The sequence below is a fragment of the Mesorhizobium sp. USDA 3734 genome (genome assembly GCF_056279665.1).
The window spans coordinates 5,407,874-5,423,712 of record NZ_JBWCCW010000001.1 but is presented as its reverse complement, the minus strand read 5'-3'; the positions used below and the strand labels follow the sequence as shown (position 1 = coordinate 5,423,712).

Below are 15,839 nucleotides of genomic sequence, written 5' to 3'. Positions count from 1 at the left end.
TAGGTGTTGCAGCGGGGAATCGGTTGTGATTCTACGCTGCGATGACTCACGAATCGCTTGTAGATGACGGCTGGGCCGAGACGATTGAACTCCTCGGCGGTGAAGAGTTGATCACAGGGAGTGCTCGCGAGACGAGGGCGTTCCTGCGGCCGCGGGGTGTCAGGTCGGCTACTGATCTGTTGCGCCTGACGCTGGCTTATTGCCTTGGCAAGGTGGGCATGCGGGGCGTCGTGGCCTGGGCGGCGGCAAGCGGGATCGCCGACATCTCGGATGTGGCGTTGCTCGGCCGGCTGCGCAATGCAGGGCCGTGGCTGCAGCAGTTGATTGGGTATCTTTTGAAGCGCGAGGAGAAAGGCCTGGCCAAAGGCCGGCTGATCCGCATCCTCGATGCGACGGCGGTTGCCAAGGCCGGTGTGCATGAGAAGAAGAACAATGGCCTTTGGCGGATGCACTGCGCCTTCGAGCTTGAGCGCGAGCAGTTCGATTTCATCGAGATCACCGACCAGAGCGAGGCCGAGCTGATCGACCGCGTGCCGGTGATACCGGGCGAGATCCGCATCGGCGACCGCGCCTATCTGCAGGCCGAGCGGATCGCAAAGGTCCTGGCGCAAGGCGGCGACGTTCTCGTGCGCGCGGCGTGGAAGAATGTGCGATGGCTCGACGCCAGCGGCACGGCGTTCGATCTCATCGGCCACCTGAAGAGCTGCCGCGAGGAGGTCATCGAAACGCCTGTCTGGCTGGGCCTCAAGAAGGGCGATCCCCTGAAGATGCGCCTGATCGCCTTGCGCAAATCCGAGGCCGCGGCACAAGAAGCACGACGCAAGATCAACAAGGAAGCCAAGGCCAAGGGCACGCAGGTTCGACAGGAGACGCTGATTGCTGCCGGCTTCGTGATCCTTGTGACCTCGCTCGACCAGGATGAGTTTGACGCCGACACAGTTCTCAAGCTCTATCGCATGCGCTGGCGCATCGAGCTCGCCTTCAAACGTCTGAAGAGCCTGATCGGACTGCGCGCTCCCCCCGCCAAAGACCCAAGGATCGCAAAGCCTTGGATTCTTGCCCACTTCCTCATCGCGCTTGTGACCGAACCCCTCTCGCAGGAGTTTGGTGTCTCTCCCCCTTGAGCGACGGGCGCCCGCTACTGTGGCGCGCCACCCGCCAGATCGTCGCCTCTCTGATCGCAGCGATCTTTGCTCAACCTCCCTTGGCAATCCTGCGCCAAAATCTCCCTGCCTTGCGACATCGATGGCGTGAGCCACCACGAAAGCGCAAATTTCAGTCCATGCCAAAACTATCTTAGCGCATATGGCCTTGAGGCCTTGATTACCGTTGCGCCACAAGCGTTTTTCCCGGCGCCGCTGTACGGAGGAGGGGATATTCATCGCCTCGCGATATTTTGTGACGGTGCGGCGAGCGAGATCAATTCCGTATTCCTTGAGCCGGTCAGCGATGTCATCGTCCGAAAGCACGTTATCAAACGATTCTTCGGCGACCATTGCTTTGATCCTATGGCGGACAGCTTTGGCCGAGTGCGCGTCACCGCCTTCGGAGGAGGCGATCGCGACAGTGAAAAAGTACTTGAGTTCGAACACCCCGCGTGGGGTATGCATGTACTTGTTCGACGTCACCCGGCTTACAGTCGACTCGTGCATGTTAATCGCGTCAGCGACCGCCTTGAGATTGAGGGGCCGTAGGTGGGCGACGCCATGTTCCAGAAAGGCTTCCTGCTGGCGCACGATCTCGGTCGAAACCTTGAGGATGGTCTTGGCGCGCTGATCGAGGCTGCGAATTAACCAGTGCGCATTCTGCAAGCATTCGTTGAGAAATGTCATGTCTTTCGATTTTTTGGCGGCTCGGCATGAAACCTCCGCGACATAGTTTTTGTCGATCAGCACCTTGGGCAGTGTGTTCGGATCAAGCTCGATCTGCCATCCACCTCCGCGCGAGGGCGTGACCCAGACGTCCGGTACGATGCATTCCGGCGCGCCCGATTGGAATGCGTTTCCCGGCTTGGGGTCGAGCGCACGAATTTCCTGCAGCATGTCGCGAAGATCTTCGTCATCGACGCCGCAACGCAGCTTCAAAGTCTTAAAATCACGTCGCGCAAGCATCTCAAGATTGGCAATCAAAACCGCCATGGCCGGGTCGAACCGGTTTCGCTGGCGCAGCTGTATCTCAAGGCATTCGCCAAGAGTTCGTGCGAAAATTCCCGGCGGATCGAAGTGCTGCACGATACCAAGAACCCGTTCCACATCGGCCGGCGGAATGTTCAGGTTCCCGGCCATGTCCGAAGGACTTGCCTGAAGATAGCCAGTGTCATCCAGATGACCGGCAAGCCCATTAGCAATCAACCGCTCGTGCGGGGTGAAGGCAGTGAGGGAGATCTGACGAGCGACATGGTCATGCAACGTCTCAGGTAGGGCGACAAAATCCTCGAAGTCAGAAGGATCACCAGGCGCGGTGCTCGTCGCGTTCGGCTGAGATTTCCCTTGCCCGGGCAGGTCCGGGGACCCTGCCGAGGTCGGTCCTTCAACCTCGCCAGACAGCCCGTCGTCGTCGTCGTTTGACGCATGCTCCAGAAGGGGATTTTTCTCGAGTTCCTGGTCCACAAACTGATGCAGTTCGGCATGCGTCAGTTGCAGCAGACGAATCGACGCGATTAGTTGAGGCGATGCTGCAAGAGACTGTTTCTGCAGCAGGCTGAAGGACGAATTCATGGTCAATTCGGTATTCCTGTCAAAGACTCTTGGCCGTGGGTAATTGGATCTCTCACAGGTCGACGCTTCTGAAGCGCGTCACGTTTGAACGATCTCGCGGGACACGCCTTAGCGTTTCGTGTTTTGTGCACGGTGTCGTAAAAAACGCCGCTGGATATTGTCGATGAGCGACCAGGTCATGCAGCCGCCTTCAATGTTTGGAGGACGTTCTGCGGGGATGAGACGCCATAGGGGTCGGTCTCGCAGTTATCAGAGAAACCTTCCTCCTCAAACCACTGCTCCACCACGCCATCATTGACCAGAGCCGAGTAACGCCAGGAGCGCATACCGAAGCCCAGATTGTCCTTGGCAACCAGCATGCCCATTTTGCGCGTGAACTCGCCTGACCCATCAGGGATCAGCTCGACTTTCTGCAGGCCCAAGGATTTCGCCCATGCATTCATGACAAAGGCATCGTTGACGGAGAGGCAGTAGATCGCGTCAATCCCCTCCTTCTTAAATTCCTCATAGAGATCTTCGAAATTGGGGAGTTGGTAGGTCGAGCAGGTCGGGGTGAAAGCGCCAGGCAGCGCGAATAGGATGACGCGCTTGCCGGCAAAATAGTCGTTGGATGTTCTCTCTTCCCAGCGGTATGGATTCGGCCCCTGGACTGAATCGTCGCGAACACGCGTGAGAAACGTGACGAAGGGAACCTTCTTTTGACCGATCATTCAATTTGCTCCTTTAGAAAAAACTGGCGCACTGGATTTGGCTGGGCCTGGCGAAATACGGCGCCCCTGGCCCGCATGCCGGGCACGAGGTGATATCCTCGCGGCTCCAAATCTCCCTTCCCCATCCCATTGAATGGGAACGGCCCGGCTATTCAGGCATCGGATAAGCAGGTACCAACAACGGAACCACGCAACAGACCGGCGCGACTGAACTGAGTCGGCGCAATTGTCTGGACTTGCCTGTTTGCCGCTGCCCCTTGCTCGGCCTCGGGCGATCGTAGAGAGCTTCGTGTGTCAGCCATGGTGCTTTCTTCGTAATTCGATGGGCTCTGACCACGAGCAGCAAGCGGCATGCCATTCCGATTAAGGTGCTTCTGCGCGAGCCCTTTGCTTTGCGGCGACGTCTTCGCCAAGGCCGGCTCCGCGCGATCAACTGCGAGGTCATCACACTGAAGAAAAGTCCTGTGTAGCGCGGGTATTCACGCTTCCGCACCGGCTGGAAAAAGAGGGGCCAGACAGCGCAAGCTCATGCAATACCGCACACCGGCGGGGATTACAGCGACTGCATAGTGTCTGACGTAGCGCGATTTTTGCGTGCGACCAACGCGAACCACGCCCGTCGCAGCCCCTCTTCAGCGAGCGCCATGGTCCGGATTCGATGAGGATCGAATTCGGCTCGGGTGCGACCTTTAGCACGGGCTTGATGTTCCAACTGGTCTTGCCGAGCGTGTCTATCGAAATCTTCTTGTGTCGGGAACCGGACCAGAATTGTCGCAAGGCCGACCCAATAGGTCGCCGAGACGCGCCGCTGGTTGGCGGGAAGCGGCAGAACGCAACGGAGCGCCAACCGGGTACGCAAATTGCGACGATGATGTTTGTCGGTTGGACGTCCGAATTCGAAGGGGGAGCTCGGCGGCGCCTGAACGACACCTGATGCAGGAACGCATTTATTTTCCGCTCACCTCGACTCACAAAAAAGGATTCTGCTATGCCGCTTATCGACCGCTATGCTTGGCAGGCACTAAATCGGCATTTCAAAACCGATGATTTGACGGCTCTCGCTAGCTCGCGCCGAAAGTTTGCTGCCCATTTGCTGCCGGACGTTCAAACGGTCATTGAAGAGCAGATTGCGCCCTTATCTCCCAAGCTCGTCGGCGTCCACCAGCGGGACGAGTTCGAAGCCATGAAGCTGTCGGACATGGTCATTCGCGAGGGTGGAACGGTCGTTGCGCTGACACCCTTGCAATATCAGGACATCGATGTCGGCGAAGACATGCCCTACGCGTCACTGCACAATGGCCTGTGGTTATTCCTTATCGGCGAAGAGCCTGTTGCGGTCCTCCTGTCGCAGTTTTTTGACCGCTTGAGGGGCGGCCGAACGGTTCAAGTGGAAATCGCTTATCTGCCTGGCGAGCAGGCCTGCGCCTTCTCGCGTGGATTTCTTAGCAAAATCCAGGCGGCAGGCGAAAGCTCGCAATACTACCGCAACAAGGTTCTCTCTTTCGAAGCAAACAACTTCGGGATGCTGGGAGCGATGCGCGTTCATCGCCTTCCTGCCGTACCCCGGACCGACATAGTGCTTTCGGAAGCAACTATGGGGCGTCTTGATGCCCACATCTTCGACCTTGATCGACACCGCGAAGGGTTGAAGCGCCTCGGCCAACACGCGCAAAAGGGTATTCTGCTTTATGGTCCCCCTGGCACAGGCAAGACACACGTCATCCGTTATGTTTCTGCCAACCTGCCCGGACGCACTACCGTTCTGGTTACGGCTGAGCAGACAGCGGAGATTGGGTTCTACATCGCGTTGGCACGCACCCTTCAGCCGAGCATCGTCGTGCTCGAGGACGTCGACCTGGTGGGTCGGTCGCGAGAAAACGTTTATAGCCCGAAAGCCGAACGTCTGCTCAACCGCCTGTTGAACGAGATGGATGGTCTTGAACCAAACGCAGATATCCTCTTCCTTCTAACGACGAACCGGCCTGAGGACATTGAGGACGCGCTCGCCTCGCGCCCGGGCCGCGTCGACGAAGCTATTGAGATCCCGCTTCCGGACGCCGGTTGTCGCGAGCGGCTGATCGCGCTCTATGGTCGTGCACTCGTCTTCGAAAACGGAGCGGTGGCGGACGCCGTCGCGCGCTCGGAGAACAGCAGCGCGGCCTATGTCAAGGAAATGGTCCGCCGTTTGGCTCAACGGAGCTTGGCACGGGATAGCAATGATGTCGTCTCGCGCGAGGATGTGGAGATGGTCTTCGGCGACACCCGAACATTGTCGAGCCGTCTCAATAGGCGCCTTGTCGGCCTCGGAGAGAAAACCTTAAGAAGACAAGGAGCCGAAGAAGATGAGAGTGACTGCTGCGGCTAATGTTCTGCGACCAGAGTTCGCCTTCTGGATTCTTAATGCTGAGCTCTTGCACTGCCCTGAAAGTGCCGCATACGTGCGGCCCTTTCGGGCGTCCTGCCCCCCGCCAGGTCACTTAGCGATGCGCCCCTTTTCGAGCACGACGCGCTTCCATCTGCGCAGTCCGTTCCGACTCAGCTGGATGCCCCGGTGAGCCGATGATCTCAATTCCGGCCGGGTGTGCTTGCCACTGGTCACACCGAGGCGGAAGGGTTTGCGCCCGCCGAGGCTGTCTTCGGCATGTATGCCGCCCATGTCGGGCCACGCAACGGCGAAGGACTGGTCGGGCGTGTGATGGAACTCGCCAATGGGCGCTCGTCAGTCCTGTTTGCCGTATTAAGAGGTTTTTCGCTCATCCTGATTACCGGCCGCAACCTGCCGAAATCGGGAATAGCCGGTAGACAGGCCATTGCCAAGGTCGCAATTCGTGCCCTTATTTTGCTCGCCCTTGGCCAAATCCTGACCCACCTTGGAGCGCCGGTCTACGTCATCCTGGCATACTACGGAGTCTGCTTCCTGCTGGTCCTGCCACTATGTCGGCTCAGCTCACGCCAGCTCGCACTGCTCGCCGCGGCGACAGCATTGGTTCTACCGCAGGTGCGGTACCTCTTTCTCTCAACGTTTGGCTCCGAGGGCTCGAACTCCGTGGCGTTCGAGCTCCTGGTCAGCGGCCACTATCCCGCGTTGACGTGGGTTCCCTTATTGCTCGCAGGCATGGCCATTGCGCGCTTTGACCTCCGCACGCGCGCAATGCATTGGCGCCTTGGTCTAGCTGGCGTCGCGCTGGCCGTGTTGGCTTTGGGGGATCCTCACTCGCGCTGCATTTACTGCCTGGTGTAAGCGCCGAGTTGGCGCATTTGCGGGGCTCCTGGTGGCAGAATGGACGCGCTCACACAAGTTGGCTATGGGTCGCCTCACCTCATAGCGAGGCGACCTTCTGGATCCTTGGCAGCTCCGGTTGCGCAATGATCGTCTTGGCGGCTTGCTCGCTCGCTTTGGATGCCGCTCCCGCTTCTGCGAAAGCTGGTCTGGCCAATAATCGCGGTCGGCTCTATGCCTTTGACGGCCCATCTACTGCACATTCCGGCAATGTATATGGTTGGGTATATGCTCGGAGAATTACCTCACTCGCCGTCCGCGCTCCTTGGCTTTATCGTGGTTGTAAGCGCTTTCGCGGTGCTGTGGCTGCGCTTCTTCCAGCGAGGGCCGATAATGGAAGCGCTGATGGGTATGATCGCAGATCCAGCGACGCGACGTCCCCTAAGCATCACGTGGCCCCGAGATCCGGATCTAAAGTGACGCTCCCCAACGAAAGCACCTGACCGATGGTCCGACATAGCTGATAGCTACAATATCACGCCTCGTCGGTATCATCGAGGGTGCCACCGCCGAGCCTTGCGACCATTGCCGTTTGCGCAGCCTTTGAGGCCACGAGATCCGAGTACTCTGTGCGATTCGCCGCAAAAGTCTCTCGCTTTGCGACTGAACGAAGACCTGTCGATCTCCACGATAGTAGGCCGTGAAATTAGCCAGTACGGGGGTGCCGGGGCTGAAGACGAACTCGCATGAGATCAGGTGGCGCCATGTGCGGAAGTACTCGCCAAAGCCGTCGCTGTCCTTTGACCGTACCGGGTCATTAGCTTGGCTGGAGCTTGCGGATGAGCCACTGTTCCGACCATACATGGCATTCGTTCCCTTCTTTTGGCGGTAGTCTTTCGAGAGTTTGACCTGGTTAGGTCGCTCTCGAGGATAGATTCTCGAACGAGCTGACAGTGAGCTGAAACGCGGTAAGTTCCTCCGGGGGCAACGCGCATTCTGCATGCGCTTTGTCTCTCAGGGTCCGTCGAATTTCTCGGTCTTCAGCACTCGCCCAGAACATCGCTGATCGGAAAAACTTTCGGGTGATGCAGGCGTCCTGTCGGGTCGGCAGGGTGTCTGGCAGGGCCCGGAGAACCCCGCGAGGAGCATGCTCGATGCTCGATGTTCGCCACCGCGAGAACCAGCCACACCTGATCCAGGCCACTGCCGCCCCGCCAGGGCTCCTCCCAGATCGCGCCTGTGTCTACCAAGCTGGTTGGTTGTCCACAAAATGCCGAGGTTATGCCGGCCCATTTCGCATATCGGCCCGGTCGGTCAACAAGGACTTGCAGAACGCAGGGGTGAGCTTGCCGCGGTGGATTACGACGTTGTCGTAACCCTCCCTAGCCCGGGCGTCCTGCCACTGCCGATTATGGCCGCGCTGTTCATTGGATTTGACGTGGCAAGCGGCGAACTCGGTGGTGTCCAGCGTTGCCAACTGCTGCGCATAAACCGGTCGTGTAGTATGGATGTGCACCCACATTGGACTCGGCATCGTACGGTTGCGCAGCGCGTTGGGCTGCAGCCTGATCTCGAACAGATTGCTCGGCTCTGGTGACAACGCGCACGGGCGATCCGCACGCGTCAACTCCCCGGCCGTCCGCAAGTGCTCAAGATAGTTCTGCGAGGGAAATGAATAGCTCTTCATGCAATCTATAGTCATAGCTGGCTTTTGTTCGTCCCAAGCTTTTGCCAATCCCCGCACTTCGGACAACCTGACCTTGAGCTGACCTGTTTGTCGGTGCACTTCGGCCGTTTTTCCCTCGTGCAGCTTGGAGCGAAGAGAGGCCTCCAACGCTGAGAGGCAGGCCTCCATCCCTTCAGCCTGCGTTTGCAGGCGCTGGACCGCGGCGCCGACGGTGTATTCGGCGTCCTCGGGTTTCATGTGGTGCGCTCGCGAGACCAAACTTTGCTGAGCAGCCAGATCGAACTTCAAAAGTTCCTTCGACCGTGCGATTAGTGACTTGGTGTCCTCCCCCGTCGTTATTTGCAAGACCGCCAAGCGTGCTGCCACGGACGACGCGCTGTTCTGCGCCTCCTTTGGACTCACGAGTTTCTTCGTGCCTAGCTCCGAGCGCACGAGAACCTTGGCTTCTGGCGCAGGGTCGCTGACGGCCGCAGCGACCTGCGGTTCAGGCCCCCCCGCGGCCGAACTACTGGCGCCAACGGTTCGCTTGCTCTTTCGTTTTCCCTTTTTTCCGGACGCAGTAGTGGTTTCGCCCACTGTAGTCTTGCCGGCATTTTCGGCGGGTATCGCAGCGCCAGCGACGGCCGGCAGTGCAGTGGCTGGCGGCTTCGGCTGCAGTTCGAGAAGGTGGATGACCTCGTCCGCAGTGATCCAGGCGTCGTCCACGATCCGGCTCAACAGTTCCAATGGGAGGCCGGCACCTGCTTGGTAATCCCTCAACCTGGCTACCACGGCGTGCGAGGCCGACGCAAATTCCGCAAGCCGCTCCACAACTCCTTCCAGGACGGCGCAGTGCTCTGGGTCGAGCGGGCGCCCTCTCTCGTGCAGTACAGCCCCGCTCGTCGAGAGGAATGCCGGAAAAACGTCGCCGATAAAGTTACCCATCAGGCGCGTTTGCCCGTCCTCACCGACGAGGATTTGCCTGACGGGTGCTTCGAACATGATCGCCTGCGGGGCCATGCTGACCTGTGCGAGAGCGATCCGCGACTGCAGCTGCATTACCTTTGAATTGGCAACCCAGCCGGAGTGCAGCCGCAGCGTGGCCTCTTCTTCCTGCCGCATCTCGGCTGTCGAGCTTGGCAAGTTGGCCGTCGCGGCGCAGACGGACCGCATCAACTCGTAGCGCTGTACTTTCTTGTCCCAATGCTCCGTGCGGGCCACGTGATACTTCGTCGCACTCGGAGCAGATCGGCTCAGCTGGTCGAGGGTGGCATTGGATTTGACCAAGTTGTGGAGAATGTCCTCCACCCGCTTCCGGTCCTTTTCCGCCTTATCGAAGATCGTTTGGGCCACATCGTTGGCACTGTCCGCCCGATGAAGCACGTCGGCGCGGTACTGGCGCACATCAGCGTCGGACAGAGTGCGGTGCGCCACATGCGGGGGCAGGCTCGCGTAGCATTGCAGAAGTTCTGCGCCCGCATTAGCGAGCTGATCGAGCTCGTCTCGGATGCCCTCCAGCGGTGTTCCGCTATGCAGGCTCTTCTCCTCGAGAACTTGGATTTCGTGAATCAGCGAGCGCATTTGTCGCCTTACCTCGTTGATCTCTTCGCCTGACGAGGAAGTGTGGACTGCCACACCCGAAGTTGACGGCTGGCTGGCGACCGGCGCCAGGGCTTCACCATCCGACGTTGAAGGAACACTGCGCTGCCGCGAACGGGCTGCACGTGGCCCGGCGGCTGCACGTGGCGCAGCCGCGGGGATTGGATGTGGGCGAACGGAAGGGCCCGAAGATCTGCCGCCAAGGTCATCATGGGCACCGCTCGCAGCGCCAGCCGGGGGTGAACCTTTACCTGGCTCAGAGCGCATCCGCTCCAGGACGGAACCGAAGGCTTGGCTGCCTTCCCCGGAGGCAAGACTTGATTGCGAGCGCGAACTGCTCGATCCGGCTCCAGCATCTCCAATGCGCGATTTTCCAGATCGGCCAATGCCCGTCATTTTTTCATCTCCGATATAGGCGAGAACGCGTTGTCTATGGATTGGGACTAATGTCTCAGCCGTAGTGCATCAGGGCTTTGGCGGGTAAGTGCTATCGCCCAGATGACAGGTGGCATAACGTCTGAGAACCAGTGGCATGTTTTCGTCAATCCCCATGGCCAGCCCGGATCGACCCTTCCGCGCCGGTCCAGTCTGAAGCCAATGCAAAACACGCGACGACCCGTCGATCTCCCACGATGGATGCCGCGAAACTAGCGAGTACGGGGGTGCCGGCGCTGAAGCCGAACTCGCATTGAGATCAGGCGGCGCCACGTGCGCAAGTGCTTGCCAAAGCCGTCGCTGCCCTTTGACCGTACCGAGCTGTTAGCTTGGTTGGAGCTTTCGGATGAGCCACTTTTCCGACCGTACATGGCATTCGTTCCCTTCTTTTGGCGGAAGTCTTTCAATATGATTTTAAGTTTGTTAGATCGCTCTCGAAGAGGGCTACTCGAAGGAGCTGACGGCGAGCTGACGCGCTGTAAGCTGGTTCCGGCGGCGCGATGCATATACTGCGTGCGCTTTTGCTCTCAGGGCCGTCGAATTCGGTCGCCTACGGCACTCGCGCAGTTCATCGCGGATCGGAATTAACTTTCAGATCATGCCGGCGTGCTGTCGGGAATGCCGCCCTCTCGACTGTGCGCACGATGATGGCGGGCGCAACCGTCGACCTAGTGCCGGCCCGGCTTTTCTCGTGGCGGGTTCCAAATCGCTTCAATAACCGCGCGTCGTCACCCATCAGCTGGCAAACGCGCACCGCGCTCGGCCGGGCTGCGCAACCTGACCAACTCCGCCCGGCCGACCGCTGATCGCTCCCTGTAGTCTCGGACGGTGAAGGCCGGCAAGGCACCGGCGCCGGTCCATGCCCGTTGAAGAGCCGACCTGGAAGAGGCAGTACCGCGATCCAGGCGGCCTATCCTAGGCGAGACGAAGGCCTGGACCGAAAAAAATCGTGGGCAGGATCGCGTCGCGCGGCTGGTGCGATTGCCTCTCAGCTTCTTTCCGTCAGGAGGTTAGGTTGTGCGTTTCGGGCCGAATAGGAACACTGTGAGGGCCGCGAGCAATGTGGCTATCGCGGTGTAGACAAAGACACTGGGGAGGTCGGCATGATCCACCAGTAGTCCACCGAAAAACGCGCCGGCTGCGATGGCTACCTGGAACGTTGAGGTCATTAGCACACCGGCGCTTTCGGCCTGCTCGGGAACGGCACGCTGCACCATCCACGTCTGTAATCCGACCGGCACCGCACCGAAGGCAAAGCCCCATACTGAAACCGCAATCGCCAAGGCAAAGGTCGATGCTCCAGGCATTAGCAACGAGATAGCGGCTATCGCCATGAGCAGGGATGGCAGGGCCGCGACTGCCTTGAGACTGTATTTGGCCAGAAATGCGCCGGCTAAATTGCCAAAGAAGCCGCTTATGCCAGAAACGAGCAACAGTAGCCAGATCGCATGGTGATCGAGCGCGGAACTCTTCTCGAGGAAGCCCCGGATATAGGTGAAGCTGGCGAAGTGCCCAGAACCGACCAGCAGTACGACCAAAAGTGGGACCTTGATGGCCGGCTTTTTGGCCACATCCAACAGACTTCGGAATTCAGCCATTTCAACCGGAGGCAGCGCCGGTATCGTTACGAGTTGCACCAGCAGTGTAACGGCATTAATGACCGCGGTGATCATGAAGGGCGCTCCCCATCCCCACATGTCGTCGACATAGGCGCCCATTGAAGGCGCGCAAACGAGAGCGACCGAAACGCCGGCGAGGATGATTGACATGGCGCGCGGCAGAAGGTGATCTGGAACGAGCCGTATCGGCAGCGATGCCGAAATCGACCAGAAGCCTCCTAGCGCAATGCCGAGCACGACGCGTGCCGCCAGAAAAATCTGCGACGACGGCGCGACTCCCGCCCACGCGACTCCCACCAGAACGTTGGACAGGATCTGAAGCAGCATCATCGCCCACAGGACGATCCTGCGGTCCAGGCGCTTTGTGATGATGGCCATCGTTGGCGCCGAGATCGCCGCAGCAATCGCCGTCGCTGTCATCATCTGTCCAGCTGCACCCTCTGAGATACGGAGACCATGCTCGAGCGACGTCAGCACGCCGATAGGCAGACACTCTGCGGTCACAAGCCCGAAGGTGCCCAAGGCAAGCGAAATGACCGCACCCCATGCGGGACGAGACCGTTGATCCGGTTTTTCTGGGCCATGCAGAACAGCCTCCGTAAGGCCCGTCGCGGATTCGGTCATGAATATGCTCGTCAGTTTTGCGTGCGCTGCAACATGGGTGGCTGCGTTGACCCGAATTAAAGCCAGAAGCGCGCCGTTGCCGGCGCCGTTGCACGACGGGAATGTTGATCGCTCCCGACATGTTCTGATAGTGCGGGCTGCAATATCGGTGCCGGTTTCTCCGAGCCGGACGAGGATGTCATCGTCGGAAGGCATCCTGTCAGGCTGTTCCAGGCCGACTTCGCCGGTCCGTCTCGAACCAGCCATGCGCAAAGCAGCTACCTCGCACGGACGTCTGATGTCCCGCGGCGGGAACGACGCACGCCAGTCGCTATGCCCGCCGCCTGTATACAGCCAAAAAATCGACTCTGACTCGAAAGGCCAACTTCTTCGGTAGCGGCTCGAAGCCGACGCTTTGTGTCGGACATTGTCGGGTCCGCTACACGGCTTGTTCCAACAATAATCTATCTCGCAGCGAGCACTTGTTAGAGCACAAGCTAACTAGCTGAACCAAAAAGGAAAAATTCCATTTTGGCTATCCATCGGGAAAGTTGGCACGAGTCTTGAGACCCTTCGGTGTGAGGTGGCAAGAGCTGCCCATCGACATTCATGTCGCGGGCAGCCGCGACCGATGGAACGAAGGAAGGAAACCTATAATGTCAGGTCTGCGTCAGATCGCCTTTTACGGCAAGGGCGGCATCGGCAAGTCCACCACCTCCCAAAATACGCTCGCCGCCCTTGTCGACCTCGGCCAGCGAATCCTCATAGTAGGGTGCGACCCCAAAGCCGACTCCACCCGCCTGATCCTGAACTCGAAGGCTCAGGATACTGTCCTGCATCTCGCGGCACAGGAAGGTTCGGTGGAAGACCTCGAGCTGCAGGACGTGCTCAAGGTAGGCTACAGAGGCATCAAGTGCGTGGAGTCCGGCGGCCCGGAGCCGGGTGTGGGCTGCGCCGGCCGCGGCGTCATCACCTCAATCAATTTCCTCGAGGAGAACGGCGCCTACGACGATGTCGACTATGTCTCCTACGACGTGCTCGGGGACGTGGTTTGCGGCGGTTTCGCGATGCCGATCCGCGAGGGCAAGGCGCAGGAAATCTACATCGTCATGTCCGGGGAGATGATGGCGCTCTATGCCGCCAATAATATCGCCAAGGGCATCCTGAAATATGCCCATTCGGGCGGCGTGCGGCTCGGCGGACTGATCTGCAACGAGCGTCAGACCGACCGTGAGCTTGACCTGGCCGAAGCACTTGCTTCCAGGCTCAATTCCAAGCTCATCCACTTCGTGCCACGCGACAACATCGTCCAGCACGCCGAACTCAGAAAGATGTCAGTGATCCAATATGCGCCCGACTCCAAGCAGGCCGGGGAATACCGCGCGCTGGCCGAGAAGATCCATGCCAATTCTGGCCAGGGTACCATCCCGACCCCGATCACCATGGAGGAGCTCGAGGACATGCTGCTCGATTTCGGCATCATGAAAACCGACGAGCAGATGCTTGCCGAGCTTCAGGCCAAGGAAGCTGCGAAGACGGCCGCCCAGTAACGACCGATATTGGGCGCCTCCTCGAGGTGGCGCGCCCTGCAAAGAACGGCGCCTCGTCGGTGAGGCGTCACCAGACACCTTGAAAGGGGTCCCATGAGCCTGGAATACGAGAATGATGGTGCTCTCCATGCGAAGCTCATACAGGAGGTGCTATCGCAATATCCCGACAAAGCGGCCAAGCGCCGCAAAAAACACCTCAGCATCGCAAGGAGCGGGGATGAGGCTGGCGGGGAAAGTGAGGCCCTTTCCGAATGCGACGTCAAATCGAACATCAAGTCCATTCCCGGTGTGATGACCATACGCGGCTGCGCTTATGCCGGCTCAAAGGGCGTGGTCTGGGGTCCGGTCAAGGATATGGTCCATATCTCGCACGGCCCCGTCGGTTGCGGCCAATATTCCTGGTCGCAGCGCCGCAACTACTACGTCGGAACAACGGGCATCGACACGTTCGGGACGATGCAGTTCACCTCCGATTTCCAGGAGAAAGACATTGTCTTCGGCGGTGACAAGAAACTGGAACAGATCATCGATGAGATCGAGGTGCTATTTCCGCTGAACAACGGGATGACCGTGCAGTCCGAATGCCCGATCGGTCTCATCGGCGATGACACCGAGGCAGTTTCCCGTAAGAAGGCCAAGGAGTACGAAAAAACCATCGTGCCGGTGCGCTGCGAAGGTTTCCGCGGCGTCTCGCAATCACTCGGCCACCACATCGCCAATGACTCGATCCGCGATTGGGTCTTCGACAAGAAGGACGTCGAGTTCGAGGCCGGTGCTTACGACGTCAACGTGATCGGCGACTACAATATTGGCGGCGACGCCTGGGCCTCGCGCATCCTGCTCGAGGAGATAGGATTGCGCGTCGTCGGCAACTGGTCTGGCGACGCCACACTCGCCGAGATTGAGCGCGCACCAAAGGCCAAGCTCAATCTCATCCACTGCTACCGGTCGATGAACTACATCTGCCGGCATATGGAGGAAAAGTACGGCGTCGCCTGGATGGAGTACAATTTCTTCGGACCGTCCCAGATCGAAGCTTCCCTGCGCAACATCGCCAAGCATTTCGGGCCGGAAATCGAGGAGAAAGCCGAGAAGGTCATCGCCAAGTACAGACCGCTTGTTGACGCCGTCATATCAAAGTACCGGCCGCGCCTCGAAGGCAATACCGTCATGCTCTACGTCGGCGGCCTGCGTCCCCGGCACGTCATCACAGCTTACGAGGATCTCGGCATGGTCATCGTCGGCACCGGCTACGAGTTCGCTCACAACGACGACTATCAGCGCACGGGCCATTACGTAAAGAACGGCACGCTGATCTACGACGACGTTACCGGATACGAGTTGGAGAAGTTCATCGAGGGAGTTCGGCCCAACCTCGTTGGCTCTGGCATCAAGGAAAAATACCCCGTGCAGAAGATGGGCATCCCGTTCCGTCAGATGCACTCCTGGGACTATTCGGGCCCTTATCACGGCTATGACGGCTTCGCCATTTTCGCGCGCGACGTGGATCTTGCCATCAACAATCCGGTCTGGGGCCTCTACCAGGCCCCCTGGAAAACAGAAAGCCCGTCCCATGGGCGGGCGGTAGCTGCCGAATAGACGCCCTGTCCCTGGCCTAGTCTCCCCCAGAGAGACGATGAACCCCCGCGGCTTGTGAGCCTCGGGAAACCGCAACCGTCTCGACGTACCTGAGCTGCCGTATGGCGCGGCCAGATGTAAA

Annotated in this window: 8 protein-coding genes and 1 pseudogene; 5 read left to right on the top strand and 4 right to left on the bottom strand. The window is 59.2% G+C overall.

Features of this window, described 5'->3' with window-relative positions:
- Positions 1-41: 41 nt before the first annotated feature.
- Positions 42-1,124: a transposase gene (locus ACZ89F_RS26065; protein ID WP_123150424.1), complete on the top strand. Its 1,083-nt coding sequence runs from the start codon at positions 42-44 to the stop codon at positions 1,122-1,124.
- A 198-nt stretch (positions 1,125-1,322) separates the two neighbouring features.
- Here the strand turns inward: ACZ89F_RS26065 and rpoN are convergent.
- A pseudogene (rpoN, locus tag ACZ89F_RS26060) lies at positions 1,323-2,717 on the bottom strand (RNA polymerase factor sigma-54); the annotation flags it as partial.
- A gap of 176 nt (positions 2,718-2,893) precedes the next feature.
- Positions 2,894-3,427 carry a redoxin family protein gene (locus tag ACZ89F_RS26055; RefSeq protein ID WP_476094867.1) on the bottom strand — a complete coding sequence of 178 codons (534 nt, stop codon included), beginning with the start codon at positions 3,425-3,427 and terminating at the stop codon, positions 2,894-2,896.
- A 988-nt stretch (positions 3,428-4,415) separates the two neighbouring features.
- On the opposite strand from ACZ89F_RS26055, the gene ACZ89F_RS26050 reads away from it, so the two are divergent.
- Together ACZ89F_RS26050 and ACZ89F_RS26045 are read left to right on the top strand one after the other, a co-directional pair.
- Positions 4,416-5,792 (top strand): AAA family ATPase, encoded by a 1,377-nt coding sequence (locus ACZ89F_RS26050; RefSeq protein ID WP_476094865.1) that lies wholly within the window; start codon positions 4,416-4,418, stop codon positions 5,790-5,792.
- Positions 5,793-6,068: 276 nt separating this feature from the next.
- A complete protein-coding gene (locus tag ACZ89F_RS26045; RefSeq protein ID WP_476094863.1) occupies positions 6,069-6,668 on the top strand; it encodes a heparan-alpha-glucosaminide N-acetyltransferase domain-containing protein in 600 nt (199 codons plus the stop codon).
- 1,258 nt (positions 6,669-7,926) lie between these two features.
- Here the strand turns inward: ACZ89F_RS26045 and ACZ89F_RS26040 are convergent.
- Both ACZ89F_RS26040 and ACZ89F_RS26035 read right to left on the bottom strand, forming a co-directional pair.
- The gene (locus ACZ89F_RS26040) at positions 7,927-10,179 is read right to left on the bottom strand and encodes a hypothetical protein (RefSeq protein WP_476097391.1); all 2,253 of its coding nucleotides are present in this window, start codon (positions 10,177-10,179) and stop codon (positions 7,927-7,929) included.
- A 1,178-nt stretch (positions 10,180-11,357) separates the two neighbouring features.
- The gene (locus ACZ89F_RS26035; RefSeq protein WP_476097390.1) at positions 11,358-12,590 is read right to left on the bottom strand and encodes an MFS transporter; all 1,233 of its coding nucleotides are present in this window, start codon (positions 12,588-12,590) and stop codon (positions 11,358-11,360) included.
- A gap of 635 nt (positions 12,591-13,225) precedes the next feature.
- Here ACZ89F_RS26035 and nifH point away from each other — a divergent pair.
- Positions 13,226-14,119, top strand: a complete 894-nt coding sequence (gene nifH, locus ACZ89F_RS26030) for a nitrogenase iron protein (RefSeq protein WP_476097389.1) — start codon at positions 13,226-13,228, stop codon at positions 14,117-14,119.
- A gap of 93 nt (positions 14,120-14,212) precedes the next feature.
- Complete coding sequence (gene nifD / locus ACZ89F_RS26025; protein ID WP_476094861.1) at positions 14,213-15,718, top strand: nitrogenase molybdenum-iron protein alpha chain; 1,506 nt, start codon at positions 14,213-14,215, stop codon at positions 15,716-15,718.
- The last annotated feature ends 121 nt before the right edge of the window (positions 15,719-15,839 follow it).